This window comes from Streptomyces sp. 11-1-2, assembly GCF_003595545.1.
In the GTDB taxonomy this organism is placed as follows: domain Bacteria; phylum Actinomycetota; class Actinomycetes; order Streptomycetales; family Streptomycetaceae; genus Streptomyces; species Streptomyces hygroscopicus_B.
On record NZ_CP022545.1, the window covers coordinates 5,104,977 to 5,131,164 of the forward strand.

Annotated in this window: 26 protein-coding genes; 7 read left to right on the plus strand and 19 right to left on the minus strand. The window is 71.8% G+C overall.

The window, feature by feature from the left end; all coding sequences use genetic code 11:
• Positions 1-105 precede the first annotated feature (105 nt).
• From CGL27_RS21315 to CGL27_RS21345, 6 genes are all read right to left on the minus strand, one after another.
• The gene (locus CGL27_RS21315; protein WP_119989327.1) at positions 106-1,539 is read right to left on the minus strand and encodes a CoA transferase; all 1,434 of its coding nucleotides are present in this window, start codon (positions 1,537-1,539) and stop codon (positions 106-108) included.
• A 105-nt stretch (positions 1,540-1,644) separates the two neighbouring features.
• On the minus strand, positions 1,645-2,628 hold the full coding sequence (locus CGL27_RS21320) for a hypothetical protein (RefSeq protein WP_119989328.1): 984 nt from the start codon (positions 2,626-2,628) through the stop codon (positions 1,645-1,647).
• 833 nt (positions 2,629-3,461) lie between these two features.
• On the minus strand, positions 3,462-4,493 hold the full coding sequence (locus tag CGL27_RS21330; RefSeq protein WP_119989332.1) for an L-idonate 5-dehydrogenase: 1,032 nt from the start codon (positions 4,491-4,493) through the stop codon (positions 3,462-3,464).
• A 47-nt stretch (positions 4,494-4,540) separates the two neighbouring features.
• Positions 4,541-5,311 carry a glucose 1-dehydrogenase gene (locus CGL27_RS21335; RefSeq protein WP_119989334.1) on the minus strand — a complete coding sequence of 257 codons (771 nt, stop codon included), beginning with the start codon at positions 5,309-5,311 and terminating at the stop codon, positions 4,541-4,543.
• 104 nt (positions 5,312-5,415) lie between these two features.
• Entirely contained in the window at positions 5,416-6,813 is a 1,398-nt protein-coding gene (locus tag CGL27_RS21340) for a gluconate:H+ symporter (protein ID WP_078641957.1), read from the minus strand.
• Between the two features lie 19 nt (positions 6,814-6,832).
• On the minus strand, positions 6,833-7,345 hold the full coding sequence (locus tag CGL27_RS21345) for a gluconokinase (protein ID WP_119989336.1): 513 nt from the start codon (positions 7,343-7,345) through the stop codon (positions 6,833-6,835).
• 132 nt (positions 7,346-7,477) lie between these two features.
• On the opposite strand from CGL27_RS21345, the gene CGL27_RS21350 reads away from it, so the two are divergent.
• Positions 7,478-8,209: an FCD domain-containing protein gene (locus CGL27_RS21350; protein ID WP_119989338.1), complete on the plus strand. Its 732-nt coding sequence runs from the start codon at positions 7,478-7,480 to the stop codon at positions 8,207-8,209.
• A gap of 193 nt (positions 8,210-8,402) precedes the next feature.
• Here CGL27_RS21350 and CGL27_RS21355 read toward each other — a convergent pair whose 3' ends face one another.
• Positions 8,403-9,152, minus strand: a complete 750-nt coding sequence (locus CGL27_RS21355) for an SDR family oxidoreductase (protein WP_078641960.1) — start codon at positions 9,150-9,152, stop codon at positions 8,403-8,405.
• A gap of 96 nt (positions 9,153-9,248) precedes the next feature.
• Here CGL27_RS21355 and CGL27_RS21360 point away from each other — a divergent pair, with 96 nt between their 5' ends.
• Complete coding sequence (locus CGL27_RS21360) at positions 9,249-9,857, plus strand: TetR/AcrR family transcriptional regulator (RefSeq protein ID WP_119994481.1); 609 nt, start codon at positions 9,249-9,251, stop codon at positions 9,855-9,857.
• 494 nt (positions 9,858-10,351) lie between these two features.
• Here the strand turns inward: CGL27_RS21360 and CGL27_RS21365 are convergent, their stop codons facing one another.
• Positions 10,352-10,786 carry an ATP-binding protein gene (locus tag CGL27_RS21365; RefSeq protein ID WP_119989341.1) on the minus strand — a complete coding sequence of 145 codons (435 nt, stop codon included), beginning with the start codon at positions 10,784-10,786 and terminating at the stop codon, positions 10,352-10,354.
• 116 nt (positions 10,787-10,902) lie between these two features.
• Here CGL27_RS21365 and CGL27_RS21370 point away from each other — a divergent pair, with 116 nt between their 5' ends.
• On the plus strand, positions 10,903-11,712 hold the full coding sequence (locus CGL27_RS21370) for a helix-turn-helix transcriptional regulator (protein ID WP_119989343.1): 810 nt from the start codon (positions 10,903-10,905) through the stop codon (positions 11,710-11,712).
• The gene (locus CGL27_RS21375; protein WP_119989345.1) at positions 11,709-11,969 is read left to right on the plus strand and encodes a DUF397 domain-containing protein; all 261 of its coding nucleotides are present in this window, start codon (positions 11,709-11,711) and stop codon (positions 11,967-11,969) included. Before CGL27_RS21370 ends, CGL27_RS21375 begins: the two co-directional genes overlap by 4 nt.
• A 199-nt stretch (positions 11,970-12,168) precedes the next feature.
• Here the strand turns inward: CGL27_RS21375 and CGL27_RS21380 are convergent, their stop codons facing one another.
• From CGL27_RS21380 to CGL27_RS21400, 6 genes are all read right to left on the minus strand, one after another.
• Positions 12,169-12,771, minus strand: a complete 603-nt coding sequence (locus CGL27_RS21380) for a TetR/AcrR family transcriptional regulator (RefSeq protein ID WP_119989347.1) — start codon at positions 12,769-12,771, stop codon at positions 12,169-12,171.
• Between the two features lie 333 nt (positions 12,772-13,104).
• A complete protein-coding gene (locus CGL27_RS21385; RefSeq protein ID WP_119989348.1) occupies positions 13,105-14,199 on the minus strand; it encodes an LCP family protein in 1,095 nt (364 codons plus the stop codon).
• A 17-nt stretch (positions 14,200-14,216) separates the two neighbouring features.
• On the minus strand, positions 14,217-16,307 hold the full coding sequence (locus CGL27_RS21390; protein WP_119989350.1) for a bifunctional polysaccharide deacetylase/glycosyltransferase family 2 protein: 2,091 nt from the start codon (positions 16,305-16,307) through the stop codon (positions 14,217-14,219).
• Positions 16,304-16,678 (minus strand): hypothetical protein, encoded by a 375-nt coding sequence (locus CGL27_RS21395; protein ID WP_162953035.1) that lies wholly within the window; start codon positions 16,676-16,678, stop codon positions 16,304-16,306. Before CGL27_RS21395 ends, CGL27_RS21390 begins: the two co-directional genes overlap by 4 nt.
• Positions 16,679-16,935: 257 nt before the next feature.
• Complete coding sequence (locus tag CGL27_RS53185) at positions 16,936-17,067, minus strand: hypothetical protein (protein ID WP_276147871.1); 132 nt, start codon at positions 17,065-17,067, stop codon at positions 16,936-16,938.
• 81 nt (positions 17,068-17,148) lie between these two features.
• A complete protein-coding gene (locus tag CGL27_RS21400; RefSeq protein ID WP_078641966.1) occupies positions 17,149-18,564 on the minus strand; it encodes an amidase in 1,416 nt (471 codons plus the stop codon).
• A gap of 131 nt (positions 18,565-18,695) precedes the next feature.
• On the opposite strand from CGL27_RS21400, the gene CGL27_RS21405 reads away from it, so the two are divergent.
• Entirely contained in the window at positions 18,696-18,842 is a 147-nt protein-coding gene (locus CGL27_RS21405; RefSeq protein ID WP_107439079.1) for an SCO1431 family membrane protein, read from the plus strand.
• Between the two features lie 55 nt (positions 18,843-18,897).
• Here CGL27_RS21405 and CGL27_RS21410 read toward each other — a convergent pair whose 3' ends face one another.
• A complete protein-coding gene (locus CGL27_RS21410) occupies positions 18,898-20,148 on the minus strand; it encodes a hydrolase (protein ID WP_119989353.1) in 1,251 nt (416 codons plus the stop codon).
• A 143-nt stretch (positions 20,149-20,291) separates the two neighbouring features.
• Here CGL27_RS21410 and CGL27_RS21415 point away from each other — a divergent pair, with 143 nt between their 5' ends.
• A complete protein-coding gene (locus CGL27_RS21415) occupies positions 20,292-21,005 on the plus strand; it encodes a phenylalanine--tRNA ligase beta subunit-related protein (protein ID WP_119989355.1) in 714 nt (237 codons plus the stop codon).
• 139 nt (positions 21,006-21,144) lie between these two features.
• On the opposite strand, the gene CGL27_RS21420 is transcribed toward CGL27_RS21415, so the two are convergent.
• Together CGL27_RS21420 and CGL27_RS21425 are read right to left on the minus strand one after the other, a co-directional pair.
• Complete coding sequence (locus tag CGL27_RS21420; RefSeq protein ID WP_043237345.1) at positions 21,145-21,360, minus strand: hypothetical protein; 216 nt, start codon at positions 21,358-21,360, stop codon at positions 21,145-21,147.
• Positions 21,361-21,448: 88 nt separating this feature from the next.
• On the minus strand, positions 21,449-23,038 hold the full coding sequence (locus CGL27_RS21425) for a methylmalonyl-CoA mutase family protein (RefSeq protein ID WP_119989356.1): 1,590 nt from the start codon (positions 23,036-23,038) through the stop codon (positions 21,449-21,451).
• 135 nt (positions 23,039-23,173) lie between these two features.
• On the opposite strand from CGL27_RS21425, the gene CGL27_RS21430 reads away from it, so the two are divergent.
• Positions 23,174-24,070 carry a L,D-transpeptidase family protein gene (locus CGL27_RS21430; protein WP_078641970.1) on the plus strand — a complete coding sequence of 299 codons (897 nt, stop codon included), beginning with the start codon at positions 23,174-23,176 and terminating at the stop codon, positions 24,068-24,070.
• Positions 24,071-24,308: 238 nt separating this feature from the next.
• On the opposite strand, the gene CGL27_RS21435 is transcribed toward CGL27_RS21430, so the two are convergent.
• Together CGL27_RS21435 and CGL27_RS21440 are read right to left on the minus strand one after the other, a co-directional pair.
• A complete protein-coding gene (locus CGL27_RS21435; RefSeq protein WP_119989358.1) occupies positions 24,309-25,466 on the minus strand; it encodes a hypothetical protein in 1,158 nt (385 codons plus the stop codon).
• Positions 25,466-26,149: an RNA polymerase sigma factor gene (locus CGL27_RS21440; protein ID WP_078641972.1), complete on the minus strand. Its 684-nt coding sequence runs from the start codon at positions 26,147-26,149 to the stop codon at positions 25,466-25,468. Before CGL27_RS21440 ends, CGL27_RS21435 begins: the two co-directional genes overlap by 1 nt.
• Between the last annotated feature and the right edge of the window lie 39 nt (positions 26,150-26,188).

Below are 26,188 nucleotides of genomic sequence, written 5' to 3' on the forward strand. Positions count from 1 at the left end.
ACAGGGAGCCAATCCAGCCCCTCCGGCGTTTGAGGAGCGGGGTCCGGGGCGGAGCCCCGGTTTCGGGAAGGGGCGGGGAGGGGAAAAATCCGCCCCAGGCCGAGCTCAGAGCCAGCGTGGGGCGTCGGCGCCCAGGCGACCGGGTGAGCGGGCCCAGTCCAGTGGGCCGTCCGGGGTAGCGACCGGGGAGCGGGCGTAGCGCAAAACTCCCTGGCCGGAGGCGGTCTCGGCCAGCCAGGGCACGGGGTCATGGGCGGGACCGCCGTCCCGGGGCACGGGAGCGATGCCGTGCAAGAGCCAGGACGCCGTGCCCGCGAGCGAAAGCCGCAGATGGCGCCCGCCACCCACCTCCTGCCGCTCCGTCAGCCCCCGCAGCACCCCCGCCGCCAGCAGATAACCAGTGCCGTGATCAAGCGCCTGGGCGGGCAGCACACCGGGATGACCGTCGGCGTCGGCGTGCGCCTCGATCGCGGCGATCCCGGTCGCCGCCTGGACCAGACTGTCGAAACCGCGCCGCCCGCCCCAGGGCCCCGACCAGCCCCATGCGCACAGCTGGGCGACGATCAGCCCGGGGTGGCGCTCCAGCAGGGCGTCCGGGGCGAGGCCGAAGCGGTCGAGCGCACCAGGGCGGTAGCCGGTGACCACCACATCGGCGTCGGCAAGCAGCGCCTCGAAGGTCCGACGGTCCTCGGGCGCGCCGAGGTCGAGTGCGGTGGAGCGCTTACCGAAGCCGGTGTCGGCGTGTGCGTCCGGGTCCTCGGGCAGCCCCGGGGAGTCGAGGCGCAGCACATCGGCGCCCAGCAGGGCCAGGGTGCGGGTGGCCACCGGCCCGGCGATGACCCGGGTCAGATCGAGCACGCGCACGCCGCGCGCGGGCAGCACAACGCTGCCGGACGGGGCCCCGCGGGCAGGCAGGGGCGCCTCCGGGAACGGGACCGGGCCCAGGAGCGGGCGCGGGGCGCCCTCCCCAATCCGCCGGGACTCGATCAACGGCAGCCCGGCGAGCGGAATCTCGCTGTCGCCGGGCTCCGCCACGGCCACGGCCAGCCCGCCCGCCGCGTAGACGGTCTCCTGGATCGCCCGGGCGGGGCGGGCCGCGAGCGCCGCCGCGAGTTCGTCCGGCCCGCTGTCGCCGGACAGGCCGAGGGCGGTGAGCAGCCGGGCGCGGTGGTGCGGGTAGTTGGCGTGCGTACGGACCCAGCCATCGGACGCGCGCCAAAAGCCGGACAGCGGGGCGAAGTTGGTGGGCTTCCGGCCGTCGATACGAAGATGCCGTTCGCTGACGAACGCGGTGGCCACGGCGCCCTCGTCGACCCGTATCGCCGGAACGGCCCCGCCGGAGCGCCGCGCGCCCAGTTCGGCGGCGGCCAGCGAGCAGACGCCCACGGTGGCGCGGGCCAGCTCGGCCACGGGCAGCCGGGCGGGCAGTCCCCCGCTCACCGCGCGGTAGGCCACGTTCCCCAGCAGCGCCGGGTCGCCGCCGAGGGCGGTCCAGGCGTGGGCGGTGGCCGGGTCCGGTCGTGCGTCGCTCCTGGTCATGCGCTCATTGTGCGCCGCGGCTCCAGGGCGCCCGGCGGCGAGTGCCCCGCCCCCTCCTCCTGGTCGGGGACGGAGGGGGCGGGCCGTACAAGGTGGGCGGCGAGCCTAGGCGGCGCCCGCCCGCCGGTAGAGGTCGAGGGCCTCGTTGCCCAGCGTCGGGTGGTATTCGTTCGCACCGGCGCTGACGCTGATGTTGCCGATCAGATAGCCCCCGCCGCCCGAGAAGTCGGCGAGGAAACCGCCGCCGCTGGACCCTCCGGTCTGGACGCAGTCGATGCCCCACATCGTGGAGCCGGGGCGGCCCGCGTCGGCGAACTCATTGCCCTCGCAGTGGTTCAGCCGCTCGCCGTTGCCCTCGGCGGCGGAGCCTCCATAGCCGAAGGAGTGGACATGGCGGCCGGTCTGCGAGTTGAAAGCGATGCCCTGCGCGCCCACGGTGTCGGCCAGGGTGCGGCCGTTCAACGTGTTCATGACGGCGAAGGCGTAGTCCCAGTTGGCGTTGCCCCGCGTGGAGACGTACTGGGGCTCCCAGAAGAGGCTGCGGGCGGAGAAGGTGCCGTAGGGGCGGTTGCCGTTGTTGTAGCCCGGGATGAAGACCCAGTTGCGGTAGCCCGTGCCGGTGGCCGCGTCCACGACGCAGTGGCCGGCGGTGAGCACGACGGACCGGTTGTCGCTGTTGGCGACGGTGGCCGAGCAGGCGAAGGTGCCGCCGGAGTCGTTCTGGAAGAAGACCTTGCCCGCCGTGGTGCTGATCAGGCCGCCGCCGGTCCAGGCGGTGGGGGAGGTGGCCCGGGTCGAGGGCGCGGAGGTGGACGCGGCAGGACCCGGCAGCGGGGGCACACTCACCCGCTCGCCCGTCGTGGGCGGGGCGGTCGCGAGTTTCGCGGTGCGGGCGGCGGGCAGGGCGGTGACGTCCTGGGCGGCGCGCAGCCGGTCCGTCGTCCAGAAACGGGCGGCGGCGCGCTGCTCCTCGGCGGAGACGGAGGTTCCGGCTCCCTCGGCGGAGGGGGCCGCGTGGGCGGCGGTTCCGGCGGTCCAGCCGAGGGTGGCGAGAGTGAGGGCGCTGAATAAGGTGGCGACACGTCTCATGCGGTGAGCTCCAAGTCCGTTGGAGGTGCCCGAGAGCGTCGGACAACGTTGTCTGACGCTTGGTCGCCGGTAGAGTGCCACGACTGGTCCAGACCTGCCATGGTGCCGGACGTCACAATTAGGGATCCCCCTAGCCGGGGCGGTTCGCCTCGAAGCGCGCCTCGCAGTCCTGCAACAGGTCCGCGCTCACCTCCGCCGCTGGCGGGTAGCCCTCGGCGGCCCCAGCGTCATGTCAACCGCCTCACGGCGGCAAGCGGCTCGTGCCACCGGTGGGGAGCCGCCGACGAGACGAGAAGGGCCGCACCCACCCAACACCCGGCCCCAGGGCCGAATACCGAGTGCGGACCGTGGGCGCCTCCGGCGGACAGCCCCCACCCCGCCCCTTCCCACAGCATCAATATGCGGCTCCGCCGCGCGGGATGGGGCTCCGCCCCTCGCCCCCGCCGGGGCTCCGCCCCGGACCCCGCTCCTCAAACGCCGGAGGGGCTGAATTCACGGCCCCCGGGCTGAACGTGAGCCGGACGGACGCCCTGGGTCACCGGCGGGTAGCCGCGGGACGGCGGGAGGGGGTGCGGTCGCAGGGGTGGTGTCCTGGACGCTTTCGCATATTTGTGGCGCCAATCCCCGGCCCACCCCACGCCCCCGGGCACCGGCGCCGTAAATATGCGGTCCAGGGCGCCGCACCGGAGGCCCCACCCCCCGCCACCCACCACAAACAGCAGGCGCACCACGCACAACCCGCACCAACGCACCCGCACCCGCACCCGCACCCGCACCCGCACCCAGCGGACCCCGCACCACCCACACACCCGCACCCAGCGGAACCCGCGCGATCAGTCGGCGAAGTCCAGCAGCACCTTGCACGACTGGCCGCGGTCGGCGGCCTGGCCGAACGCCTCCACCGCCTCCCGCGCCGGCCGCACCCCGCTGATCAGCGCGTCGAACGACGGCTCGGCCGCCAACAGCCGCAACGCGTCGTCGAACTCGGTGTGGAAGCGGAGCGCGCCGCGCAGCTCGATCTCCCGGGCGACCAGCAGGTTTCCGGCGAACGGGCTCTGCCCGGGCGGCAGCATGCCGAGCTGCACCACCACACCCCCGCGCCGCACCCGGCGCAAACAGGTGTCGAGCCCAGCCGCAACGCCCGACGCCTCGATCGCGACGTCCATCTCGTCCGAGGGCCAGTTCGGGTCGTCCGGATCGTCGGCCCGTACGCAGGCCGTCGCCCCGGCCGCCGCCGCGAACTCCAGGGCGCGGGGCAGCAGATCGGTCGCCGTGATGGTCGCCGCGCCCGCCGCGCGGGCCGCCGCGACGGTCAGACAGCCGATCGGACCGGCGCCCGTGACCAGCACATGGCGGCCCTTCACCGCGCCCGCCCGCCGCACCGCGTGCAGCGCCACGGCCAGCGGTTCGGCGAGCGCGGCCCGGCGCGGCTCCAGCCCCTCGGGGAGGACCCGGAGCTGCGCCGCCGGGACGGCGATCTGGGAGGCGAAGCCGCCCTGGACATGCGGGGTGCGCGCGGCGCTGCCCAGATAGCGGGTGTCGCGGCAGACGTTGGCGCGGCCGTCGGAGCACTCCGGGCACACCCCGCACGGCGTGGCCGGGTGGACGGCGACCGGGGTGCCGATCGCGGGTCCGGTCGCGCCCTCGCCGTACGCCACGACCGTGCCGACGACCTCGTGCCCGAGCACCATCGGCTCCTGGAGCCGGAAGTCGCCCACCCCACCGTGCCGGTGGTAGTGGAGATCCGACCCGCAGATCCCGCCGTACCGGATCGCCACGAGCGCCTGCCCTGGCGCCGGTTCCGGCTCGGGGAGTTCCTCGATCCGCAGATCACCCTGTCCGTGGATCACACAGCCCAGCACCATCCGCCCAGCCTCCTCATATGATTTCAGGGTTCAGAGCCCGCCAGGGCTCAGAGCACGCTCGTCATGCCGCCGTCGACGTACAGGATCTGTCCGCTCACGAAGTCCGCGGCGGGGGAGGCGAGATAGAGCAGCGCGCCGACCAGGTCCTCGGTGCGGCCCCAGCGCCCGGCCGGGGTCCGTCCGCGCACCCAGGCGCTGAACTCCTCGTCCTCGACCAGCGGCCGGGTCAGCTCGGTCTCGATATAGCCGGGGCCGAGCCCGTTGACCTGGATCCCGTACCGGCCCCAGTCCGCGCACATGCCCTTGGTGAGCATCTTCAGCGCGCCCTTGGTCGCCGAGTACGGGGCGATTCCGGGGCGGACCACCTCGCTCTGCAGTGAGCAGATGTTGACGATCTTGCCGTGGCCGCGTGTGGTCATCCGCCGGGCGGTCTCCCGGCCCACCAGGAAGGCGCTGGTGAGGTTGGTGTCCAGGATCTGCCGCCAGGCGTCGTCGGTGAACTCCAGCAGCGGCGCCCGGTTCTGCATCCCGGCGTTGTTGACCAGGATGTCGAGCGGGCCCACCCGCTCCTCCACATCGGCGATACCGGCGGCCACGGCCGGGCCGTCGGTGACGTCGAACGCGGCGGTGTGCACCCCCGCGTCGGCGCCGCCGAGCTCGGCGGCGGCCTTCTCGAGGGCGTGCGGATCGCGCCCGTTGAGCACCACCGTGCAGCCGGCCTCGACCAGACCGCGCGCGAGGGCGTGGCCGATGCCCCGGCTGGAGCCGGTGACCAGCGCGGTGCGGTCCGCGATGTCGAAGAGCGGATGTGTCGTCATGACGTGCGTACTCCTACCTGTGCTCGCGAGCGAGAACGTTCACTCGCACTCGAAACGGTCACTCGCACTCGATCCCGGAACGGCCATTCGCACTCGATACGGCGCTAAAGCACCAGGGACAGCAGCAGGACGAAGACGAGCCCGACGACGGAGATGATCGACTCCATCACCGACCAGGTCCGCACCGTCTGCCCCACGCTCATCCCGAAGTACTCCTTGACCAGCCAGAATCCCGCGTCGTTGACATGGCTGAAGAAGAGCGACCCGGCGCCGATGGACAGCACCAGCAGCGCCACATGGGTGCTCGACATATCCGCGGCCAGCGGGGTCATCAGCCCGGCGGCCGAGATCGTGGCCACCGTCGCCGAGCCGGTTGCGAGGCGGATGGCGACCGCGATCAGCCAGGCGAGCAGCAGCGCGGAGACGTTCCAGTCCTGCGAGATGTCCATGATCATCTTGCCGACGCCGATGTCGATCAGCGTCTGCTTGAAACCGCCGCCCGCGGCGACGATCAGCAGCATTCCGGCGATCGGCGCGAGCGAGTGCTCCACGGTGGAGGAGATCCGGTCCCGGGTGAAGCCCGCGGCCCGGCCGAGGGTGAACATGCCCACGATCACCGCCGCCAGCAGCGCGATCAGGGGAGCGCCGATGACGTCGGCGACCCGCTGGACGGTGTTCTCCGGGTCGTCCACCACGATGTCGACGAGCGCCTTGATCAGCATCAGCACGACCGGGAGCAGCACGGTGAGCACGGTGACGCCGAACCCGGGACGCCGCTCCAGCTCCTCCGACGGCCGCGTGGGGATCAGCCGGTCCGGCGGGGTGACCTTCACCCAGCGGTCGGCGACCCGCGAGAAGACGGGGCCCGCGATGATGGCGGTGGGCACGGCGATGAGGACGCCCAGCGCCAGGGTGATCCCCAGGTCGGCGTGGACCGCGTCGATCGCGGCGAGCGGGCCGGGGTGCGGCGGCACCAGGCCGTGCATCACGGACAGGCCCGCGAGCGCCGGGATGCCGATCCGCATCAGGGAGAAGTTGCCGCGCTTGGCGACCAGCAGCACCACCGGGATCATCAGCACCATGCCGACCTCGAAGAAGAGCGGCAGCCCGATGATCCCCGCGATCAGCACCATCGCCCAGGGCATCGTCCGGTTGCTCGCCTTGGCGAGGATCGTGTCGACGATCTGGTCGGCGCCCCCGGAGTCGGCGAGCAGCTTGCCGAGGATCGCGCCGAGGGCGATCAGCACGCCGACGCCCGCGACGGTCGACCCGAGGCCGGCCGAGAAGCTGGTGATGACCTTGTCGAGCGGGGCTCCCGCGACGGCGCCGAGCGCCAGTGAGCCGATCGTCAGCGACAAAAACGCGTGCAACTTGGTCTGGGTGATGAGGAGGACGAGAACGGCTATGCCGACGAGGACGGCTATGCCGAGCTGTGCGTGACCGGCCGACGTGATCGGGTCGACGGTGTCCGCTGCCAGCATCTCGACGCTGAGTCTGGTCACGGGGATTTCCTAACCTGCGTTACTGGTGTTCGAGCCGCCGCAGTTCGGCGGCGGCCCGCTCGGTGATGAGCTCGGGTTCCGGGCCGACATCCACGGCGACGCCGTACTCGTCCGGCTGCAGCGGTTCGAGCGTGGCGAGCTGGGAGTCGAGCAGCTCCCCGGAGAAGAAGTGGCCCTTGCGCTCCTTCATCCGCTCGGCGATCAGCTCGCGGTCGCCGGTCAGCTGGAGGAAGACGATGCCGGGCGCGGCGGACCGCAGCCGATCGCGGTACTTCCGCTTGAGCGCGGAGCAGCTCACCACGCCACCGCCCGCGGCGTGGTCGTGGGCCCAGGCGCCTATGGCGTCCAGCCAGGGGCGTCGGTCGTCGTCGTCCAGCGGGGTCCCGGCCGACATCTTGGCGATGTTGGCCGGTGGGTGGAAGTCGTCGGCCTCGGCGTACGGGACGCCGAGCTCCTCCGCCAGCAGGGGGCCGACCGTGGTCTTGCCCGTTCCGGACACTCCCATGACCACGACAACCTGGGGGGCGTGCATTGTGTGAAACCTCGCTGTCTTCTTCGACCTCGGCGCCGGGGACACTCAACCCCACAGATACGACGTATTCAAGGGTCCGTGACTTAAAAGTCATACTTATTTGATGGGTGGGTGGCCGCGTAGGCTGAGCGCATGGACGAACAGGGGCCCCAGGGCCGTGGTCAGAGGCCCAGGCCCCAAGGGCTGCACGACCGGCTCCTGGAGTCCCTCGGCCCCGCGATCACGGGGGGCGACTATCCGCCGGGCACCGTTCTGCGCACCGATGAGCTGGAGCGGCGCTACGACGTCTCGCGGACGGTCGTCCGGGAGGCGGTGCGGGTCCTGGAGTCCATGCACCTGGTGGAGTCCCGCCGCCGGGTCGGGGTGACGGTGCGCCCCGCCGAGGAGTGGGACGTCTTCGACCCCCAGATCATCCGCTGGCGCCTGGCCGGCCCCGACCGCCCCCGCCAGCTCCGCTCCCTCACCGCCCTGCGCTCGGCCATCGAACCAGCCGCCGCCGCGCTGGCCGCCGAGCACGCCACGCCGGAGCAGTGCGCCGAGCTCACCGAGCACGCGCTCAACATGGTCGCCACCTCACGCGGCCAGCAGTTGCCCGCGTACCTGATCCACGACGTCGCCTTCCACCGCGTGATCCTGCGCGCCTCGGGCAACGAGATGTTCGCCCGCCTGGGCGACGTCGTCGCCGAGGTCCTGACCGGCCGGACCCAGCACCGCGTCATGTTCACCGACCCCGACCCGGAGGCGGTCACCCTCCACGTCCGCGTGGCCGAAGCGGTCCGCGCGAGCGACGCGGAGACGGCGGAGCGCTACACGCGGGAGATCACGGTGGGGGCCCTGCGGGAGCTGGACATCCTGGCGCCCTGAGGACGCCTGTCCAGCTGCCCAGCTCCGCATCGGCCGCCTGTCGGGTGCGGGTTTCGTTTCGCGCCTTCGGCGCAATTGAGCAGCGGCGGCGGGCAGTTGGGGACGGGGGTGCCCCCACCGCCGGGCCTCCAAGAGATGGGCCTCATACAAGGAGGTCCGATGCCGCATACACACGTGGCCGGGTGCGCCCGGGTCAGATCTGGTTCTCGCCTCCGTCGACGTAGAAGTTGGCGCCGAGGATGAAGCCGCTCTGCTCGGAGGCGAGGAACGCCACGAGCGCGGCGACCTCCTCGGGGCGTCCCATCCGGCCGATCGCGGCGGTCGTGGCGAGGTGCCCCCTGGCGTCGGCCGCGTTCTCCTCGCCGAAGAGGTCCGTGATCCCCGGAGTGTCGATCGGGCCCGGCGAGACCGCGTTGACCCGGACGCCGCGGCCCTTGAGTTCGTTGGCCCAGGTCCGCGCGAAGGACCGGATCGCGGCCTTGGACGCCGCGTACGCGCCGAACGCCTCCGTGCCGTTGTCGGCGGCGGTGGAAGCGTTCAGGATCACCGAGGCGCCGTCGTTGAGCAGCGGCAGCGCCTTCTGCACGGTGAACAGCGTGCCCCGCACATTGACGGCGAAGGTCCGGTCGAGGTGCTCCTCGGTGACCTCCTCCAGTGTCGCGAACGCGGCGGTCGCCGCGTTCGCGAAGACCACGTCCAGGCCCCGGCCCCGGGCGCGGACCGCGTCGTAGAGCCGGTCCAGGTCGGCCAGGTTCGTGACGTCACCCGCCACGGCGGTGGCCCCCGCCGGGCCGATGGCCTCGACGACCGCGTCCAGCTCGGCCTTCCGCCGACCGGTGATGAACACGTGCGCGCCCTCGGCCGCCAGCCGTACCGCGGTGGCCCGGCCGATCCCGGTGCCGCCGCCGGTGATGACGGCGGTCTTGCCCTCAAGCTGTCCCATGACAATGACCTCCATAAATTTCAGTACCGCTCGGTACTGAAAGTGAGCGTAGCGCACTTCTGCACCGACCGGTACTGAAGAGGTATGCTCCATGCCATGAACGCGCGGCAGAAGGCACCGATCGGCCGACCGAGGGGCTTCAACGCCGACGAGGCCCTCGAACGCGCCATGCGGGTCTTCTGGGAGCAGGGCTACGAAGGCGCCAGCCTCACCGACCTGACCAGCGCCATGGGCATCACCCGCACCAGCATGTACGCGGCCTTCGGCAACAAGGAGGACCTGTTCCGCAAGGCCCTGGAGCGCTACACCGAGGGCCCCGCCGCGTACGCGGAGCGGGCCATGCGGGAACCGACCGCCCGGCAGGTGGCCACCGCGTTCCTGGGCGGCTCCGTCCGGGCCAACACCCGCCCCGGCTGCCCGGCCGGATGCCTCGGCGTCCAGGGCTCCCTCGCCGCCGGCGACCCCGGACGCAACGCCCGCGACGCCCTCATCGCCTGGCGCAACGAGGGCACGGCCCACCTCCGCGACCGATTCCGGCAGGCCGTCGACGAAGGCGACCTGCCACCCGACACCGATCCCGGAGTGCTCGCCCGCTACCTCATGACCGTGGCGAACGGCATGGCCGTCCAAGCGGCCAGCGGCGCCACGCAGGAGGAGCTGCAGCAGGTGGCCGACATGGCGCTGCGCAACTGGCCGCCCGCCTAGGAGGGGCCGACGGACCGTGACGCCTGCGGCAGGCCGCTCCCGTCCCTGCCGGACACCCCGTGGGTCCCGATCTCAGCGGGGAGTCGCGAAAACGTGCGGGTTTCGTCTCGCGCCTTCGGCGCAATTGAGCAGCGGGGCGGGGAGTGGGAGGCGCGGGTTCGCCGCCGGGCGGCGGGGCTGCGGGTGTGGGCGCCGGTGGCGGCTTTCGTGTTCGGGGGCCGGGGTCCCTCCGGACTGCGGGCGGCAAGGGGGGGGTTGGGGTACCCCTTCGAAAAATGCTTGATATGGCGCAACTAATACATCAAGCAATTTCGAGAGGGGTACCCCAACCCCCTGCTGTCCGGCGTCCACCTTGGCCCCGGACAACGGGAGCCGCCACCGGCCCTCTGCCCCACCGGCCCGGCAGTCGGCGGCGCGCCCCGCGCCCCCGCTCCCCTGCCCGCTGCTCAATTGCACCGAAGGCGCGAGACGAAAGCCGCACTCAGCCGAGCCGATCAGGCCCCGCTCAGATCACCGGGACCGATCTCCGCCCACACCGTCTTGCCGATCAACTCGGGCACGACGCCCCACCGGTCGGCCAACTCATCGACCAGCAGCAGCCCGTGCCCGCACTCGCGCGGCGCCTCGGGCTCGGGGGCCGGGCGAACGGTCGGCAGCCGTTCGACCCGGGGGTCCCGCACCTCGATACGGAGGGTGGAGCCGGTGACGGTGAGTGTCAGCCGGAAGTTCCGTCCCGGGACGCGGCCGTGCAGCGCGGCGTTCGCGGCCAGCTCGGCGATGATCAACGCCGCCGTCTCATGCGGCAGGCCCCATGAGCGGATGCGTTCCGTCCCGAGGAGTCGTGCCAGGCGGGCGCCCTTGCGGGTGGCCGAGAGCAGGACGGTGAAGGGCGAAACGGAAGTGTCGGTTCGAGTGATTTGTTGGCTCACGTCACTCAGAGTGGCCGCGCGTCATTAGGCTGAAAAGTAGCGACGCCGATACGGGCAGTGACTGTCCGGCCCTGGTCCGGGCCTGTCCGGCGGCGCCGGGTGGGAGGTGGTCCCGTATGGAGGATGAGGAGAGCGGCGCGGTCCTGAGGACGGTCGGCCGTCAGATCAAGTTGTGGCGGGAAGCGGCCGGGCTGAAGCAGGCGGAGTTGGGGACGGCGATCGGTTACGGGGAGGAGCAGGTTTCGGCCGTCGAACGGGCCCGACGCATCCCCAGCCCGGAGTTCCTGGACAACGCGGATCGGGTGTTGGGGGCCGACGGCAAGATCGCCGCGATGAAGAAGGACGTTGCGGAGGCGCGATACCCCAAGACGGTACGGGATCTTGCGAAGTTGGAGGCCGAGGCAGTTGAGCTGGGCGCCTACGGCAATCACAACATGGACGGCCTGCTGCAGACGGAGGAACATACGCGCGCGCTGTTCACGATGCGACGGCCGCTGCTCTCAGACGACGTGATCGAACAGCGGGTGGAAGCCCGAATGGCCCGTCAGGAGATCTTCACGAAGCAGCCTGCGCCGATCTTCAGCTTTGTCCAAGAAGAGGTGACGCTGCGCCGACCCATCGGCGGCAAAATGGTGCAGCGGAGGCAGCTTGAACACCTGCTCGAATTGGGGAAGTTGCGAAACGTCGAGATCCAAGTGATGCCGACAGAGCGCGACGACCACGCGGGCATGGGCGGCCAACTCCAGCTGCTGAAGCTGAAGGGAGGTACCACAGTGGGGCACTTGGAGGTGCAGCGGTTCACTCGCCTCATCTCCGACCCGCGCGAGGTGCAGACCCTGGAGATCCAATATGGAATTATCCGAGCGCAGGCGCTCACCCCACGGGAGTCGCTGGCCTTCATCGAAAAACTACGGGGAGAGACATGACTCTCAAGCCCTCCGCCGGAGGCGCTCTGAAGTGGACCAAGAGCAGCTACAGCAGTAACGAAGGTCCGCAATGCATCGAGGTGGCGTGGACCAAGAGCAGCTACAGCACAGGCGACGGCCCCTCGTGCGTGGAGGTCGCCACCACCCCCACCCGCGACACCATCCACATCCGCGACTCCAAGAACCCCAACGGCCCCCAACTCGCCGTCACCCCCACCGCCTGGACTGCGTTCGTCACCTACGCCAGCAACAACTAGGGCCCGACGGACCGTGACGCCTGCGGCGGGCCGCTCCCCTCCCGCCCTCGGACGCCTCGCAACTCACATGACGTGGAGGCCACTTCACAGGCATCGTCCGCCAACGTCTCGTGGGCGTAGCAGAGGCTCAGGGTGGCACGGCCGGCAAGGCGAGAATTCCTCGCGGGTGTCCTGGCCCCGGGGCGGCGGCGTCCGTGCTTCAGGGCCGGAAGATCCGGTCCAGGTGGTAGTGGAGGACGGCCGTGGCGGACTCGGCGTCGCGCTGGCCCACCAGGACGCTGGTGCCGAGCCCCGCGGACATGGCCAGCAAGCCGACTGCTTCGGCATGGGTGTCCGTGCCGGCCCGGAGCAGTCCGGCGTCCGCCGCCTGCTGCAGCAGCCCGGTGAGGGTGATCTCGGCGGTGTCGGGATCCTTGATGAAGGGCTGGGCCGCGAGGGCCTCGTCGGTGACCGACAGCACGGCGTACGAGGTGTAGAGGTGATGGAACAGGCGGCTCTCCTCGTCGACTGGTAGGGCCGCCGTCAGCAGTGCCTCGATCACCGCCCGTGGCCCGGGGTTGTCGCCGGCGGGGTGGACCTGGGCGGTCACCCGTTCCCCGAACCTGTCGGCCAGATGCCGCAGTCCGAAGAGGAGCAGCTTCTCCTTGGACTCGAAGTAGTACTGCACCAGCCGCAGTGAGACGCCCGCCTCGGCCGCCACGTCCCGCATACCCACAGCGTGCAGCCCTTGCCGTCCGGCGGCCCGGACGAGGCCCTGCGCGATCTCGGTGCGTCGCTCTGCGTGATCCACGCGCTTGGGCATGGTTCGACTCTCCGCTCCTCGGATCGTGTCTCCGATTTTTGATGATACAGCCGTACCACCTTTGTGGTGCGTTCGTATCACAAAGACCGACTGCCCAGGAGGTGGCCGTGCCCGAGCCCACAACAGCCCGTTCCCAGCCCGATGTCGGCCGCTTCGTCAGCGACGCCTGGCGTGCGCGCTACTTCGCGGCCTGCCCTCCTCGGCTGCCGCGGTTCTGGCGGTGGGTCCGCTGGTCGCGGCGCTCCGGAATGGTGGGTCTGATCTGCCGACGCCGGGCTGGGTGCGCTTACCGGGTTTCCGTGGTGCCTGTCACGTGGACCCACCGGTCAGGCCCTAGTCGCGGCGGGCGCCCACCGGCTGATCGTTCCGCAGCCGCCCGAACAGCCACTTCGCCCGCGCATCGTCCCACTGCACCGCACTGCCCTTGGACGTCGCGAGGCCATGCCCCGTCACGGGGACGTTCAGCCGGTTGCCGTGGCCACGGCCATGGTCGCCCGCGACGCTCTGCATGGCCTTGAACATGGTCATGAGCGTTCGCAGGTCCATGCCCTTGTCCACGATGAGCGTGTCCAGGCCCGCGCCCACGGTCGGGAAGACCTTCCACGGGACGAGGGCCTGGCTCGGGCGTGCGGCCTGCTTTGCCAGCGCGGACAGGAACTTCTGCTGGTTCTGGCTGCGGCCGAGGTCTCCCTTGGCCTCCTGGTGGCGTTGGCGGACGAAGGCCAGCGCCTGGCGGCCGTCCAAGGTCTGACACCCTGCCTTCAGGTCGGCGCCCGACTTCTTGTCCTTGATGGGCTTGTCGAGGCAGAGATGGACGCCACCGACCGCGTTGACGACGTTCACGAAGCCCGCGAAGCCGATCTCCGCGTAGTGGTCGATCCGCAGGCCGGTGTTGTGCTCGATGGTCCGCACCAGCAGCTCGGGACCGCCCGCCGAGAACGCGGCGTTGAGCTTGTTCTTCGACGGCCCGGGGCGCTTACCGGTCATGGGGTAGGTGTACGGCGGGATGGTCACCCAGGAGTCGCGCGGCAGGCTCATCAGCGTCGCGCCACGGGCGCCGGTGTGCAGCACCATCATCGAGTCGGTGCGGCGGCCCTCGGCGGAGCCGGTGTGCAGGGTCTTCTTGTCCCGGCCGGAGAGCCCGTCGCGGCTGTCGGAGCCCACGACGAGGTAGTTGGTGCCCTTGCCCTTCGGGGGGCGGTGCTCGACCTTGCCCAAGTCGACGTCGGTGTTGAGCTTGGACCAGGCCCAGCCGTAGGTGGAGGCGCCGCCCACCAGGGCCACCGTGAACAGGACGACCACCGTGCGCCGCAACCGCCGGGGCCACCGGCGGCGGGGCGCGGGCTCGCCGTAGCCCGAGTCGTACTCGTCGTCGTAGCCGGACTCGTAGCCGTTGCCGTTGCCGTTGCCCGGCCAGTCGTGGAACATCGTTCTCCCTCACCTCCTCAGTTGGATGACAGACGCTCGGCGGACCCGGCGGACCCGGCGGCCAGCCGGTCCGCGGCCGAGCCGGAGCGGTGGATGCGATGCCACCGCAACCGCGTGCCGAACAGCGCGCTAACCACGGACTGGATGATCACCAGATACATCAACTGCCGGTAGACGAAGAGCTGCAGGGGCATCGCCCACAGCGCCGTCAGCCGCTCCTTGTCCAGCCGCAACGCGTATCCGGCGCCGAGCAGCTGCACCACGAGGAAGGCGAGCCACACCCCGATCGACTCCACGGGATCGGCGAACAGCACGCCGTACAGCGCGAAGACGTCCACGATGGGGGCGAGCAGCGGCAGCGCGACCTGGAAGAGGAAGAGATAGGGCAGCGCCCGGCGGGCGAAGCGTCCGGCCTGGCCGACCTCGCGGAGGGCGCGGCGGTGCTTCCACATGGACTGGAGCGTGCCGTAGCACCAGCGGTAGCGCTGGCGCCACAGTTGGCCCAGGGAGGTCGGGACCTCGGTCCAGGCGATGGCGGTCTCCTCGTAGACCACCCGCCAACCGGCCCGCCACAGGGCCATCGTGAGGTCGGTGTCCTCGGCGAGGGTGGCCTCGCTGACGCCTCCGACGCCCATCAGCGCGTCCCGCCGGAAGGCGCCGATCGCGCCGGGCACGGTCGGCATGCACTCCAGCACCTCGAACATCCGGCGTTCGAGGTTGAACCCGAAGACGTACTCCAGGTGCTGCCACTTGCCCAGCAGCCGACGGCGATTGCCGACCTTGGTGTTGCCGCTGACCGCGCCGACGGCCGGATGGGCGAGGGGCTGGACGAGGCGGTGGATGGCGTCCGGTTCGAAGACGGTGTCGGCGTCGACCATCACCACGATGTCGTGGTGCGCGTGGACGAGGCCGGTGTTGAGGGCGGCGGCCTTGCCCGCGTTGGGCTGGCGGACCACCAGCACCCGGGGGTCGTCGATCCAGGTGGCGAGGTCCGCCGTCCGGTCCGTCGAGCCGTCGTCGATCACGATGATCTGGAGCTGCCAGTGGGTGGAGGCGAGAAGTGAGCGGACGGTGGACTCGATGCCCGCCTCTTCGTTGTACGCGGGGATGAGCACCGTCACCGGCTCGTCCACCTCGCGCAGCCAGGGCGCGCCGGGCCGGAGGCGCCGGAGGCGCCGCACATGGGCCCGGGCGAAGAAGACGAGCAGTGCCAGCCGCAGCAGGGCCAGGGCGCCCGCGATGCCGAGTACCCAGGTCATGGCCTGGACGAAGATGTGCCCGATGCCCTGGACCCGGATCAGCGCCTCGCCCTGCAGGCGGCCGACGATCGACACCGGAGTGTTGACCGGGGGCCCGCCGAGCCCTTCGGACACCGTGGCGAACCTCTCGATCTTCCGGTTCCGGAGGAGCTTGTTCGCCTCGGCGTAGCCGGTGTCGTTCTGGCTGTACTGCCGGACGACGCCCCGCTCCGGCTTCCGCAGCGGCCGGTCGGCCGCGACCAGGAGGTAGCCCTGATCGGCCGCGCGCCGGGCGGCCGTCCACTCACCGCCGCACATCGTGTCGGCCTGGGTGGTGAGCGGCAGCCGCACGAGTTTGGTGTTGATGCCGGCGGTGCCCGCGAGCGCGGTCTGGGTGAGGGACAGCTCCAGCCGGGTGCGCGGGGACGAAGCCGAGCCCAGGTCGGATCCGGTGTAGGCGCCGGAGCCGATCTCATGCCCCTCGGCGCGGATCCGCTTGACGAGCGCGGGGTGGCGGACCGCCTGCGCGCCGGAGAGGAAGAAGGTGGCGTGCGCGTGGTGGCTGCGCAGCAGGTCCAGCAGGCGCGGGGTCCAGACGGGGTCGGGGCCCCCGTCGAAGGTGAGGGCGACGGTGCGGTCCGGCATCCCGGCCGTCTCGACCGTGCCGCCGCCTCCGATGCGTACGACCGGCTTCCCGGTGTCGGCGGCCCTCGGCATGGGGCTCGTACAGGGGCGGCGCATCGACTGGGACGCGACCTCGTGGGTGGTCCAGCCCTCGAAGACCAGCGCGGCGGCGACGGCCGAGACGACGATGATCAGCAACAGCCAGTGGCCACGCGGCTCGCGGCGGTGTGCGTGCCGGGGGCTCACCAGGGGCCGCCCCTGGACGGCTCGGCATCGGCAAGGGGCTCGGTCACCTCGGCGCCGTAGGAGTAGGTGCTGGGCCAGTGCCCGGCGGCCTGGTCGCCGCCGATGGTGCCGCCCGTGGTGCCGGTGCGGCCCGTAGTGCCTGTGGTGCCGCCCGTGGTGGACCGCTCGACGGTCCTGGGCGGCTCCTGGTCGGCCTGCCACAGCACCCCGGACAGGGCCGTGCCGAGAAGCAGCAGATAACCGAGGCAGGCGCAGCCGACGGCCAGCGCCGCGAGCGCCAGAAGCTGGCGCCGCCCACCGGAGGCGTTGACGAATATCTGCCCGGTCTGCTTTCTCCGCCGCCGTCTCTTTTCGGCCACTGTCGTCACCATGTGGCGGAAGTCTAGCCAGAGCTCCGCCCACCGCCGACGGACCGCGACCGCGCCCTCCCTCCCCGCAGATGCCCATCTGACCTGGGATTTTCTTCCCGGAGAGCCGCCGGGGCCGGAGGCCCGGCGGACCCCTCGGCAGCAGGGGCCGACGCCCCCCCCGGCGCCCATGGCCGACGAGTTGGGGCACCAGCGAAAATGAGACACGGCTCACGACGACATCCAGCCCGACGCCGACGCCACGCGGCCGCCGGTCCTGATCACCTGGTAGCGCCGATCACGCAGATGCCGAGCACGACCGCCGCCGTCACGCAGCTCACTACGACAAGACGGGCCGTCCAGTTGTCCTTCTCCATGGCCAGCTGGATCGTCCGCCAGAACTCCCCGCTCATGTCGCCTCCCGGCATCGTCGGTACGAGTACGGACGATGACCAGTCGGCTCACGCCTTACGGCGCCCGGCGGCCGTAAAACGTCACACCGGCGGCTGGACGGACGGCCAGCGCTCGTACCACCGCTGGTCGGCCTCCAACTGGGCCGCCAGCGAGATGAGCACGGGCTCACTGTTGGCCGGGCCGAGGAACTGGGCGCCCAGCGGCAGCGTGCGCTCGGGGTCGGCGAACCCGGCGGGGACGTTCATCGCGGGCCACCCCAGCACGTTCCACGGCCAGGCGTACGGACACGCCGCGATCATGGCCCGATCGGTCTGCCCCCCCGACAGCGCGGCCATGGCGCCGATCCGCAGCGGGGGCGTGGCCGTCGTCGGGGAGAGGACGACATCGAAGCGCCGGAAGATCGCCCCGACCTGGCGCCGCAGCGGCTCCTCGTACGACCGCGCCCACCGCAGCGCGGCGCCGCCGAGCAGCCGGCCGTTGCGGGCGGCGTGGCGGGTGCGGATGTCGAGCAACAGCGGATCGGGGACGCGGCCGGACCATTCGAAGAGCCCGGCCGTGGCGCGCGGCAGAAAGGAGAAGCCCACGAGCCCGTATCGCGGCTCGGCCTCCACGACCTCATGGCCGAGGGCCGCCAGCCGCTCGGCGAGCCGGACGACCGAGGCCCGCACGGCCGGGTCCAGCTTCTTCGGCGTACCGGTGAAGGCCGTCTTGAAGGAGAGGGCGATCCGCAGCCGCCCCGGGTCACGGCCCACCGCGGACAGCACATCCACCGGCTCCGGGCAGTGCAGATCCCCCTCGCGGTTGCCGCTCACGGCGTCCAGCAGCAGCGCCGTGTCGGCGACCGTACGGGCGAGCGGGCCGTTGCAGGTGATGCCGTTGAAGGACTCCGCGTCCGGCCAGGTGGAGATCCGGCCGCGTTGGGGCTTGATGCCGATGAGGTGCGTCCAGGCGGCGGGGATACGGACCGAGCCCGCGCCGTCGGAGCCGAGCGCGGCGGGGACCAGACCGGCGGCGACGGCGGCCGCGGCGCCACCGGACGAGCCGCCGGGGGTGTACTTCGGGTTCCAGGGGTTGCGGGTGTCGCCGAAGGCGGGGCCCTCGGTGAACGGCCACTGGCCCAGCTCGGGGGTGTTGGTCTTGCCGACGATCACGGCCCCGGCCGCCCTCAGCCGTCGCACCGCCTCGCCGTCCTCGACCTTGGCCGGGAAGTCGCCGCGGCAGCCGAACGCGGTGGGCTCGCCCGCCACATCCGTATCGTCCTTGACCGCGAGCGGCACCCCGAGGAGCGGCAGCCGCTCCCCCGCCGCCAGCCGCCGGTCGGCCTCGGCGGCCTCGCGCAGGGCGGCCTCGGCGCGGATGCGACGGAAGGCGTTCAGGGTGGGCTGGGTCTCGGCGATGCGCTCGAGCGCCTGCTCGACCAGCGCATGGGAGGTCACCTCGCCTCCGGTCAGGGCGCGGATCTGCTCGCCCAGACCCTTGGGAATGACGCTGGTCACCGTGGTCCTCCTCGGGTGAGTTCGGCCACTCCCCCTTTACCCCTGGCGGCTGCTCCGCGCACCCTGGGCAACGGTGATGACCCGTTTCATCACTTTCATCACGATCATCGCTGAGCACAGAGGACACCCGCATGACCGACATCGCGGCGCGCCGCACCGGCCTCCACTCCCGCACCGGAGGCCCCTCCGACGACCAGGATCACCTGTTGGAGCAGCTGCTCGGCTGGTCGCTCGTCGTCGTCCTCGCCTTGCTCACCACCCAGCTCGGACTGTTTTAGGGGCACGCGGCCTGGTCCGGGCCCGGACCAGGGGCCCGGATCCGGCCCCGGGGGCCTAGTCGGCGAATCGCACCTCCGGGTAGCGGGCCGACGGCCCGTCCAGCAGCCCCGCGTCATCACGGTGGCGCAGCTCACGGTCGAAGAACGCCGGGACATACGCGCGCTGGACGGCCACCGCCCGCTCCGGGGCGACCGTGCCGATCGCATCGGTCACCACCTTCTCCGGCAGGCCGAGCCGCGCGGCGATCCGCGGCAGCATCGACGTGGCGTCGGTGTAGGTCGCATGGGCCGAACCGAGCAGCGTCAGATCGAGGCGCGAGCCGGAGCTGTGCTCCCACAGCGCACCCCACGACGGCACGGTGTGGTGGTCGTTTCCGTCCTTGCCCATGGTCAGCACGGGACGGTCCACCCCGTCCGCGGCGACCGTCGAGAGGGGGCCGGGGTCCTGGTCCTCCTCGACATAGGCCAACACCCCGTCCAGATTCGCGGCCGCCGCGATCCTCCGGTCGTCATGCATCGCCTGAAGGGCCGCGAAACCGCCCGCCGACTGCCCGAACGCGCCGATGGCGGACCGGTCGAGCGGCATCGGGGCGAGCGCCTCCAGCCGGTCGAGGACGAAGCGAAGATCCGCCACCCGCACCGCACAGGTCTTCCGCAGCAGTTCGACGACCGTGCCCTCCTGCTTGGCCCTTACGTACTCCTCCGGCAACCTGCTGGTCTCGACCCGGCCATCCGGGAACTCGACCGCCGACCCGTCGTAGGTGTGGTCGACACAGATCACGACATAGCCGCGCGAGGCCAGCTCGTCGGTGAGCGTGGTGCCCAGCGAACGGGGGTCGCCGACGCCGGGCGAGTAGAGCACCACCGGGCGCGCGGCGCCCCGGCGCTCCCGCGCGGGCGGAGCCCCCTGGTGCGCGCAGGTGCGCGTCGCCGCCCAGTCGACGCGCCCCTGCGGTACACCCCCGAAGTTGTTCAGCCGGTCGAAACCGGCCGCCTCGCCCGGCAGCAGTTGCGTGGCGCGCGGATACCGCTCGACGTCCCGGGCCGGATAGCGGACGCTGACCATCAGTTCGCGCGACGGCCGGGAGGCGACCCAGGGATCGGGCCGGTCCTGATCGACGAGGCGGTGGGAGACGGTGCCCACGGGATACGGCCCGGTGGGCGCGGGCAGCGTCAGCCGCACCCGCCGCGCGGCCGGGGCGGCGACCGCCTTCGGCTGCGCCATCCCCATGCCTACGGCGGCGAGGGCGGTGGCGGCGAGCAGTGCCCGGCGGCGGGGGCCGGAGTCGGAAGTACGTGTGGTCATGCCGAAGAGCGTGCCGCTCCCGGCCGTACGCCACCATCAGGCCGCCCACCGTCTCCGGGGTGGGGGTGGCCCCAGCGCCCGCACGGGGTGACCCCAGCGCTCGTACATCACAGTGCACCACGCCGTATGTCATAGTGGACCGCATGACGAACGACGCCGCAGGCTGGCTGGACTCAGCAGCCATCGACCCCGCCGTGCACACCCTGCGCCCCGATTACCGGGCGCTGCTCATCACCGCCGAGGGGCTGCGTCCCGGGCCGAGCGACGAGCTGAGCGAGCGGCTGCTGGCCGACGCCGAGCTGGCGGCGCGGGAGCGGTTCGGGGACGGGCCGGTGGAGGAGCATCCGCACCTGGCCGCCTGGCGGGAGGCGTTCCGCGCCTTCGGGGCGAAGCCCCAGCGCACCCGGCCCAGCGCGGAGGCGCTGCTGCGGCGGGCGCCCGCCGGGCTGCCCCGGGTGGACCGGCTGACCGACATCTACAACGCGATCTCGGTCGCGCATGTGATCCCCCTGGGCGGCGAGGACCTCGACCACTACGTGGGCGCGGCCCGGCTCGTGCGCGCCGAGGGCGACGAGACCTTCGAGACGACGGCCGGGGGCGAGCCCGTGGTGGAGCACCCGGCCCCCGGCGAGGTCGTGTGGCGGGACGAGGCGGGCGTCACCTGCCGCCGCTGGAACTGGCGCCAATGCACCCGCACCCGGCTCACGCACGAGACCACGCGGGCGATGTTCGTGCTGGACGCGCTGGGCCCGATGGACGACACGGCGCTGAAGGCAGCCGGTGACCAGCTCATGGAGGCGCTGACGGACGCCGGCCCGGGGGTGACGCTCGCCTCCCGGCTGGTGGGCGCGGCGTAGCGCGAGCGGTAGGCCCGGCGGGTCTTTCCCCTACCCGCCCCTTCCCGCAACCAGGGGCTCCGCCCCTGGACCCCGTGTCCGGGGCAGAGCCCCGGACACCCCAAGCCCGCGGCGGAGCCGCATGTCGGCCCGCCGCGGGCTAGAACAGCGACTGCTGGCCCGGGGTCGGCGGCTCGTCCTCTCCGAAGAGCTTTGGCGGGGTGGTGAGCAGCGGCGCGATCCGCCGCGAACCGGGGCAGGAGATCAGCTCGAGGGCGGAGCGCCGCCCCGGCGGGTCATGGCGGGCGAAGCGCCCACCGACGACCGCGATCTCACGGGTGCAGACCGGGCAGGCGCGGCGGGGTGACGACGACATGGCTCCAGTGTCACCCACCCCCCTGACAACCCGGCCCGGACCGGCCCCGGACCGACTCCGGATCGACTCCGGATCGACTCCGGCCGCCTCAGAACGCGTCCACCGGCTTGTACGTCCCCCACACCTCCCGCAACGCGTCGCACACCTCGCCAAGCGTGGCCCGCGCCGCGAGCGCGTCCTTCATCGGGTACAGCACATTGGCCGTGCCCGGCTCGCTCTCGGCGGCCTTCCGCAGGGACGACAGCGCCGCGCCCACCGCCGACCGGTCGCGTTCGGCGCGCAGCCGGGCGAGCCGGTCGCGCTGCCGGGCCTCGATCTCCGGGTCGACCCGCAGCGGCTCGTACGGCGCCTCCTCCTCCAGTTGGAAGCGGTTGACGCCGACCACCACCCGTTCGCCCGCGTCCGTCTCCTGGGCGATCCGGTAGGCGCTGCGCTCGATCTCCTCCTTCTGGAAGTTCCGCTCGATGGCGGCCACCGCACCGCCCAGGTCCTCGACCCGCCGCATCAGATCGACGGCCGCCTCCTCGACGGCGTCGGTCAGCGACTCGACGGCGTAGGAGCCCGCGAAGGGGTCCACGGTCGCCGTCACATCCGTCTCGTACGCCAGCACCTGCTGGGTGCGCAGCGCCAGCCGGGCGGAGGTGCCGGTCGGGAGCGCGATGGCCTCGTCGAAGGCGTTGGTGTGCAGCGACTGGGTGCCGCCGAGCACGGCGGCCAGGCCCTGGACGGCGACGCGTACGAGATTCACCTCGGGCTGCTGGGCGGTGAGTTGGACGCCCGCGGTCTGAGTGTGGAAGCGCAGCATCTGGGACTTCGGATCGCGGGCGCCGAACTCCTCCCGCATCACCCGCGCCCAGATCCGGCGCGCGGCGCGGAACTTGGCGACCTCCTCCAGCAGTGTGGTGCGGGAGACGAAGAAGAAGGAGAGCCGGGGCGCGAAGTCGTCGATGTCCATCCCCGCCGCGACGGCCGTACGGACGTACTCGATGCCGTCGGCCAGGGTGAAGGCGATCTCCTGCGCGGGCGAGGCCCCGGCCTCCGCCATGTGGTAGCCGGAGATCGAGATGGTGTTCCACCTCGGCAGCTCGGCCTTGCAGTACTTGAAGATGTCCGCGACCAGCCGCAGCGAGGGCCCGGGCGGAAAGATGTAGGTGCCGCGGGCGATGTACTCCTTGAGGATGTCGTTCTGGATGGTGCCGGTCAGCCGGCTCCCGGCCACGCCCTGCTCCTCGGCCACGAGTTGGTAGAGGAGCAGCAGCAGGGCCGCGGGCGCGTTGATGGTCATGGAGGTCGAGACCCGGTCCAGCGGGATGGCGCCCAGCAGCACCCGCATGTCCTCGACCGAGTCGATGGCCACGCCCACCTTGCCGACCTCGCCGTGCGCGAGGGGGGCGTCGGAGTCGTAGCCCATCTGGGTCGGCAGGTCGAAGGCCACCGACAGTCCGGTGGTGCCGTGCTCGATCAACTGCCGGTAGCGGGCGTTGGACTCGTCGGCGGTGCCGAACCCCGCGTACTGCCGCATCGTCCAGGGGCGGCCGGTGTACATCGTCGGATAGACCCCGCGGGTGAAGGGGTACTCCCCCGGCTCGCCCAGCCGCCCGGCCGGATCCCAGCCGCTGAGCGCGCCGGGCCCGTACACCGGCTCGACGGGGAATCCCGACTCCGACTCGCGCGCCATGGGTCCACGCCTCCTGGTGGCTGATACCGGGCGTTCTCCCGGTACGGGGCCTTGCTCACAGCATGCGTCGATGTTCGCCTCCTGGCAGCTTCGGGAAGCATTCAGAGCAAAAAGATCAGGGAGTGGGGGGTTCAGATGCACCGGACAGCGGTGGTCGGCACAGCGCTGGCCACGGCCACGGCGGCGGCACTGGTCGCGGGGTGCCGGGCGGGGGAAGCGACCGTGGACGGCCGGGGGCAGGAGAGACCGCAGGCCCGGGCCAGTACGAGCACACCCGCGCGGGAGACCCCCCGGCCGCACCGCACGTTCACGCACAAGGCCAAGCCCAAGCCCAAGCGGGTCGTGGTGCCGCCGCGCACCACGACGCCCGTCACACCGCGGCGCACCGCGCCGAGGGTGGCCCCGCCCGTGATCGCCGTCGGCACCAGCGGGGACCGGGTGCGCGAGCTCCAGGCGCGGCTGCGCGCGCTCGGCCTCTTCAACCGGAACCCGACGGGCTACTACGGCACGATCACGCAGGCGTCCGTCAGCGCGTACCAGCGGGGCCACGGCCTCTCGGTCACCGGCTCGGTGAGCCGGCGCACCTGGACCTCACTGCGCTCGGCGACCAAGACCCCCACGCGCGACCAGCTCTATCCGCCGACCACTCTTCCGCTGGCCAAGCCGGATCCGCGGTGCCTGACCGGCCGGGTGCTGTGCATCAGCAAGACCAGCCGCACCCTGGCCTGGATGGTCAACGGGCGGGTGGTGTCGGCGATGGATGTGCGCTTCGGCTCGGAGTACACCCCGACCCGGGAGGGGCTGTTCCAGGTCAACTTCAAGAGCCGGGACCATGTGTCGACGATCTATCACACCCCGATGCCGTACGCGATGTTCTTCAGCGGCGGCCAGGCGGTGCACTACTCGTCGGACTTCGCCGCCCGCGGCTACAGCGGCGCCTCGCACGGCTGCGTGAACGTCCGCGACAAGAAGAAGATCGCTGCGCTCTTCGGGAAGGTCAAGGCGGGCGACAAGGTCGTGGTTTACAAGTAAGGCCGCGACCATCAATTGAGCAACCCCGACGGCGAGGACCCGGTCCGCGAGAGCGGCGCCGGTTCAGGCGCAAAGAGGGGGCGGCGCGGGCAGAGCCGGGGGAACGTGCTCTGCCCGCGCCGAATGCGCGGAGCCGTCGGTACGGGGGGAACCTCGGCTCCCGCGCGGCCGATGACCAGTCGGCCCGTTTCTTTCAGCGTCACCGCTGAAAAAAACGTCACACCTGGGTGCCGGAGTCTCAGTCGGCACCCGTTTCCGTGGGCGTCACGGGGTCCGTTGACGCCGTTGAGTCATCTGCGGGCGCCGGTGTCGCGGTGACGGTCGGCGTGCCGGTGGTGCCGGTGGTGTCGCTCGGCGGAGGCGGGGGCTGGGGGACCGTGGTGTCGTCCCCGCCATCTTTTCCCGAATCGCCACCGGAATCGCCGCCGCCCGAACCGCCGCTGTCACCGGAGCCGGACCCGTCGGAGTCCCCGATGCCGCCGCCATTGTCCGAACCGCTGTCCGTGCCGCTGTTGTCCGTGCTGTCGTCGCTGCGCGGGGTGTCCGTGCTGTCGTCGGCGAGGATCTGGGTGCAGTAGCCGTGGATGGCGGACGCGCTGCCGGCCGCCTTCGTCAGCTTCTTCAGCGACGTCTCGTCGAGGTCCGCGCCCCCCAACTCCGCGGCCAGGTAACGGGGGCAGACGCGGAGGGCCCATCCCGGGGTGCCGTGCTTCCCCTTCGACGAGGGGTCCTTCGCCTTCCCGTCCTTGCCCTTGTCGCCGTCCTCCGGATCGGAGGGGGCGGTTCCGCCCTGGGCGCCGTTCGAACCCACGTCGCTGGCATCGTTGTCGCTTGAACCACTGGGACCGGGCGCCGTCGTACCGCCGTCCTCGGAGATCTCCGGGTGGGCGGATTCCCCGCCGGGTCCGGCGTCCGACATGCTCACCGAGGGGCCCGGAGTGTGGTGACTCGGCCCGAACGGGGTGGGCAGCACACCCGCCGCGGCCGCGACCGCGAAACCGCTCAGCGCACAGCCGGCCACCATCGCGATCATGCCCGCCCGCAGCGGGCGGCGCAGTCGCGGCTGTCTCTTTCTGAACTGCCGGATCCGCTGTGCCCGCCGGGCCACACCCGGCTCGGCGACGGCTTCCGCTGCGGCCTCGACCTCGACACGGGCGGCCCGGAAGGCGGCCATGGCCGCTTCCTCGCCCGGAAGCGCGGACGCGCCGGCGGAGGGGGGCGCCGGGCGGCCCGCTCCGGCGACGGCGCTGAGCACGGCCGCCAACCGCTCCGCTTCGGCATATGACTCGTCGCCCCGGCCGTCGGGAGCCCCGGGCTGCCCCTCGACCGGTTCGCCGCGAAGCAACCGCTCCGCGGCACTGTCATCCAGCCAGCTGTAGCGGTGGTCTTCGGCCATCACATGTCCTTCTGCGTTGGCGCGCATGAATCCGTCACACCAGCAGACTTCGCCGCACCCGGCTTGGTTGCGCCGCCGCCGTGTGACTCGCGTTGCCCCGGGATCCCCTCGAGCACCGCCGGATCGCCCCCCGCCGCCGGGCCGATCAAGTCGGCGAGCCGCCGCAAACCCCGGTGGGCGGCCGTGCGCACCGCCCCCGGCCGCTTGCCCAGCACCGCGGCCGCGCTCTTGGCGTCGAGGCCGAGGACCACCCGGAGCACCACCGCCTCGGCCTGGTCCTGCGGTAGCTGGGCGATCAGCCCGAGCGCCCGGCCGGTGCCGAGGGCCTCCATCGCCTCACCGGCCGTGTCCGCGTCGGACGCGCGGAACTCCAGCTCCGACTCGTCGCCGCCGATGGCCGGGCGGCGGCCGCGCATCCGTATGTGGTCCAGTGCGCGATTGCGGGCTATCCGGGCCGCCCAGCCCCGGAAGCGGTCGGCGTCTCCGCTGAAGCGCTGCAGGTCACGGGCGATCTGCAGCCATGCTTCTGAGGTGATGTCCTCCGCGTCTCCGTCACCGACCAGCGTGCGCACATAACCGAGGAGGCGAGGGTGCACGGACCGGTAGACGGTCCGGAAGGCGGTCTCGTCCCCTTCCTGCGCCGCGAGTACCGCGGCCGTCAGTTCCGCGTCGTCCGCCTGCACGCTCTCTTCCTGCCCCACTCGGAGAATCCGTGGTCCAGT

Excerpts from the sequence above, each read along its gene's own strand:
- CGL27_RS21315 (WP_119989327.1), bottom strand. The coding sequence starts at position 1,539 with ATGACCAGGAGCGACGCACGACCGGACCCGGCCACCGCCCACGCCTGG.
- CGL27_RS21320 (WP_119989328.1), bottom strand. The coding sequence starts at position 2,628 with ATGAGACGTGTCGCCACCTTATTCAGCGCCCTCACTCTCGCCACCCTC.
- CGL27_RS21330 (WP_119989332.1), bottom strand. The coding sequence starts at position 4,493 with ATGGTGCTGGGCTGTGTGATCCACGGACAGGGTGATCTGCGGATCGAG.
- CGL27_RS21335 (WP_119989334.1), bottom strand. The coding sequence starts at position 5,311 with ATGACGACACATCCGCTCTTCGACATCGCGGACCGCACCGCGCTGGTC.
- CGL27_RS21345 (WP_119989336.1), bottom strand. The coding sequence starts at position 7,345 with ATGCACGCCCCCCAGGTTGTCGTGGTCATGGGAGTGTCCGGAACGGGC.
- CGL27_RS21350 (WP_119989338.1), top strand. The coding sequence starts at position 7,478 with ATGGACGAACAGGGGCCCCAGGGCCGTGGTCAGAGGCCCAGGCCCCAA.
- CGL27_RS21355 (WP_078641960.1), bottom strand. The coding sequence starts at position 9,152 with ATGGGACAGCTTGAGGGCAAGACCGCCGTCATCACCGGCGGCGGCACC.
- CGL27_RS21360 (WP_119994481.1), top strand. The coding sequence starts at position 9,249 with ATGAACGCGCGGCAGAAGGCACCGATCGGCCGACCGAGGGGCTTCAAC.
- CGL27_RS21370 (WP_119989343.1), top strand. The coding sequence starts at position 10,903 with ATGGAGGATGAGGAGAGCGGCGCGGTCCTGAGGACGGTCGGCCGTCAG.
- CGL27_RS21375 (WP_119989345.1), top strand. The coding sequence starts at position 11,709 with ATGACTCTCAAGCCCTCCGCCGGAGGCGCTCTGAAGTGGACCAAGAGC.
- CGL27_RS21380 (WP_119989347.1), bottom strand. The coding sequence starts at position 12,771 with ATGCCCAAGCGCGTGGATCACGCAGAGCGACGCACCGAGATCGCGCAG.
- CGL27_RS21385 (WP_119989348.1), bottom strand. The coding sequence starts at position 14,199 with ATGTTCCACGACTGGCCGGGCAACGGCAACGGCAACGGCTACGAGTCC.
- CGL27_RS21395 (WP_162953035.1), bottom strand. The coding sequence starts at position 16,678 with ATGGTGACGACAGTGGCCGAAAAGAGACGGCGGCGGAGAAAGCAGACC.
- CGL27_RS53185 (WP_276147871.1), bottom strand. The coding sequence starts at position 17,067 with ATGAGCGGGGAGTTCTGGCGGACGATCCAGCTGGCCATGGAGAAGGAC.
- CGL27_RS21405 (WP_107439079.1), top strand. The coding sequence starts at position 18,696 with ATGACCGACATCGCGGCGCGCCGCACCGGCCTCCACTCCCGCACCGGA.
- CGL27_RS21410 (WP_119989353.1), bottom strand. The coding sequence starts at position 20,148 with ATGACCACACGTACTTCCGACTCCGGCCCCCGCCGCCGGGCACTGCTC.
- CGL27_RS21415 (WP_119989355.1), top strand. The coding sequence starts at position 20,292 with ATGACGAACGACGCCGCAGGCTGGCTGGACTCAGCAGCCATCGACCCC.
- CGL27_RS21420 (WP_043237345.1), bottom strand. The coding sequence starts at position 21,360 with ATGTCGTCGTCACCCCGCCGCGCCTGCCCGGTCTGCACCCGTGAGATC.
- CGL27_RS21425 (WP_119989356.1), bottom strand. The coding sequence starts at position 23,038 with ATGGCGCGCGAGTCGGAGTCGGGATTCCCCGTCGAGCCGGTGTACGGG.
- CGL27_RS21430 (WP_078641970.1), top strand. The coding sequence starts at position 23,174 with ATGCACCGGACAGCGGTGGTCGGCACAGCGCTGGCCACGGCCACGGCG.
- CGL27_RS21435 (WP_119989358.1), bottom strand. The coding sequence starts at position 25,466 with ATGGCCGAAGACCACCGCTACAGCTGGCTGGATGACAGTGCCGCGGAG.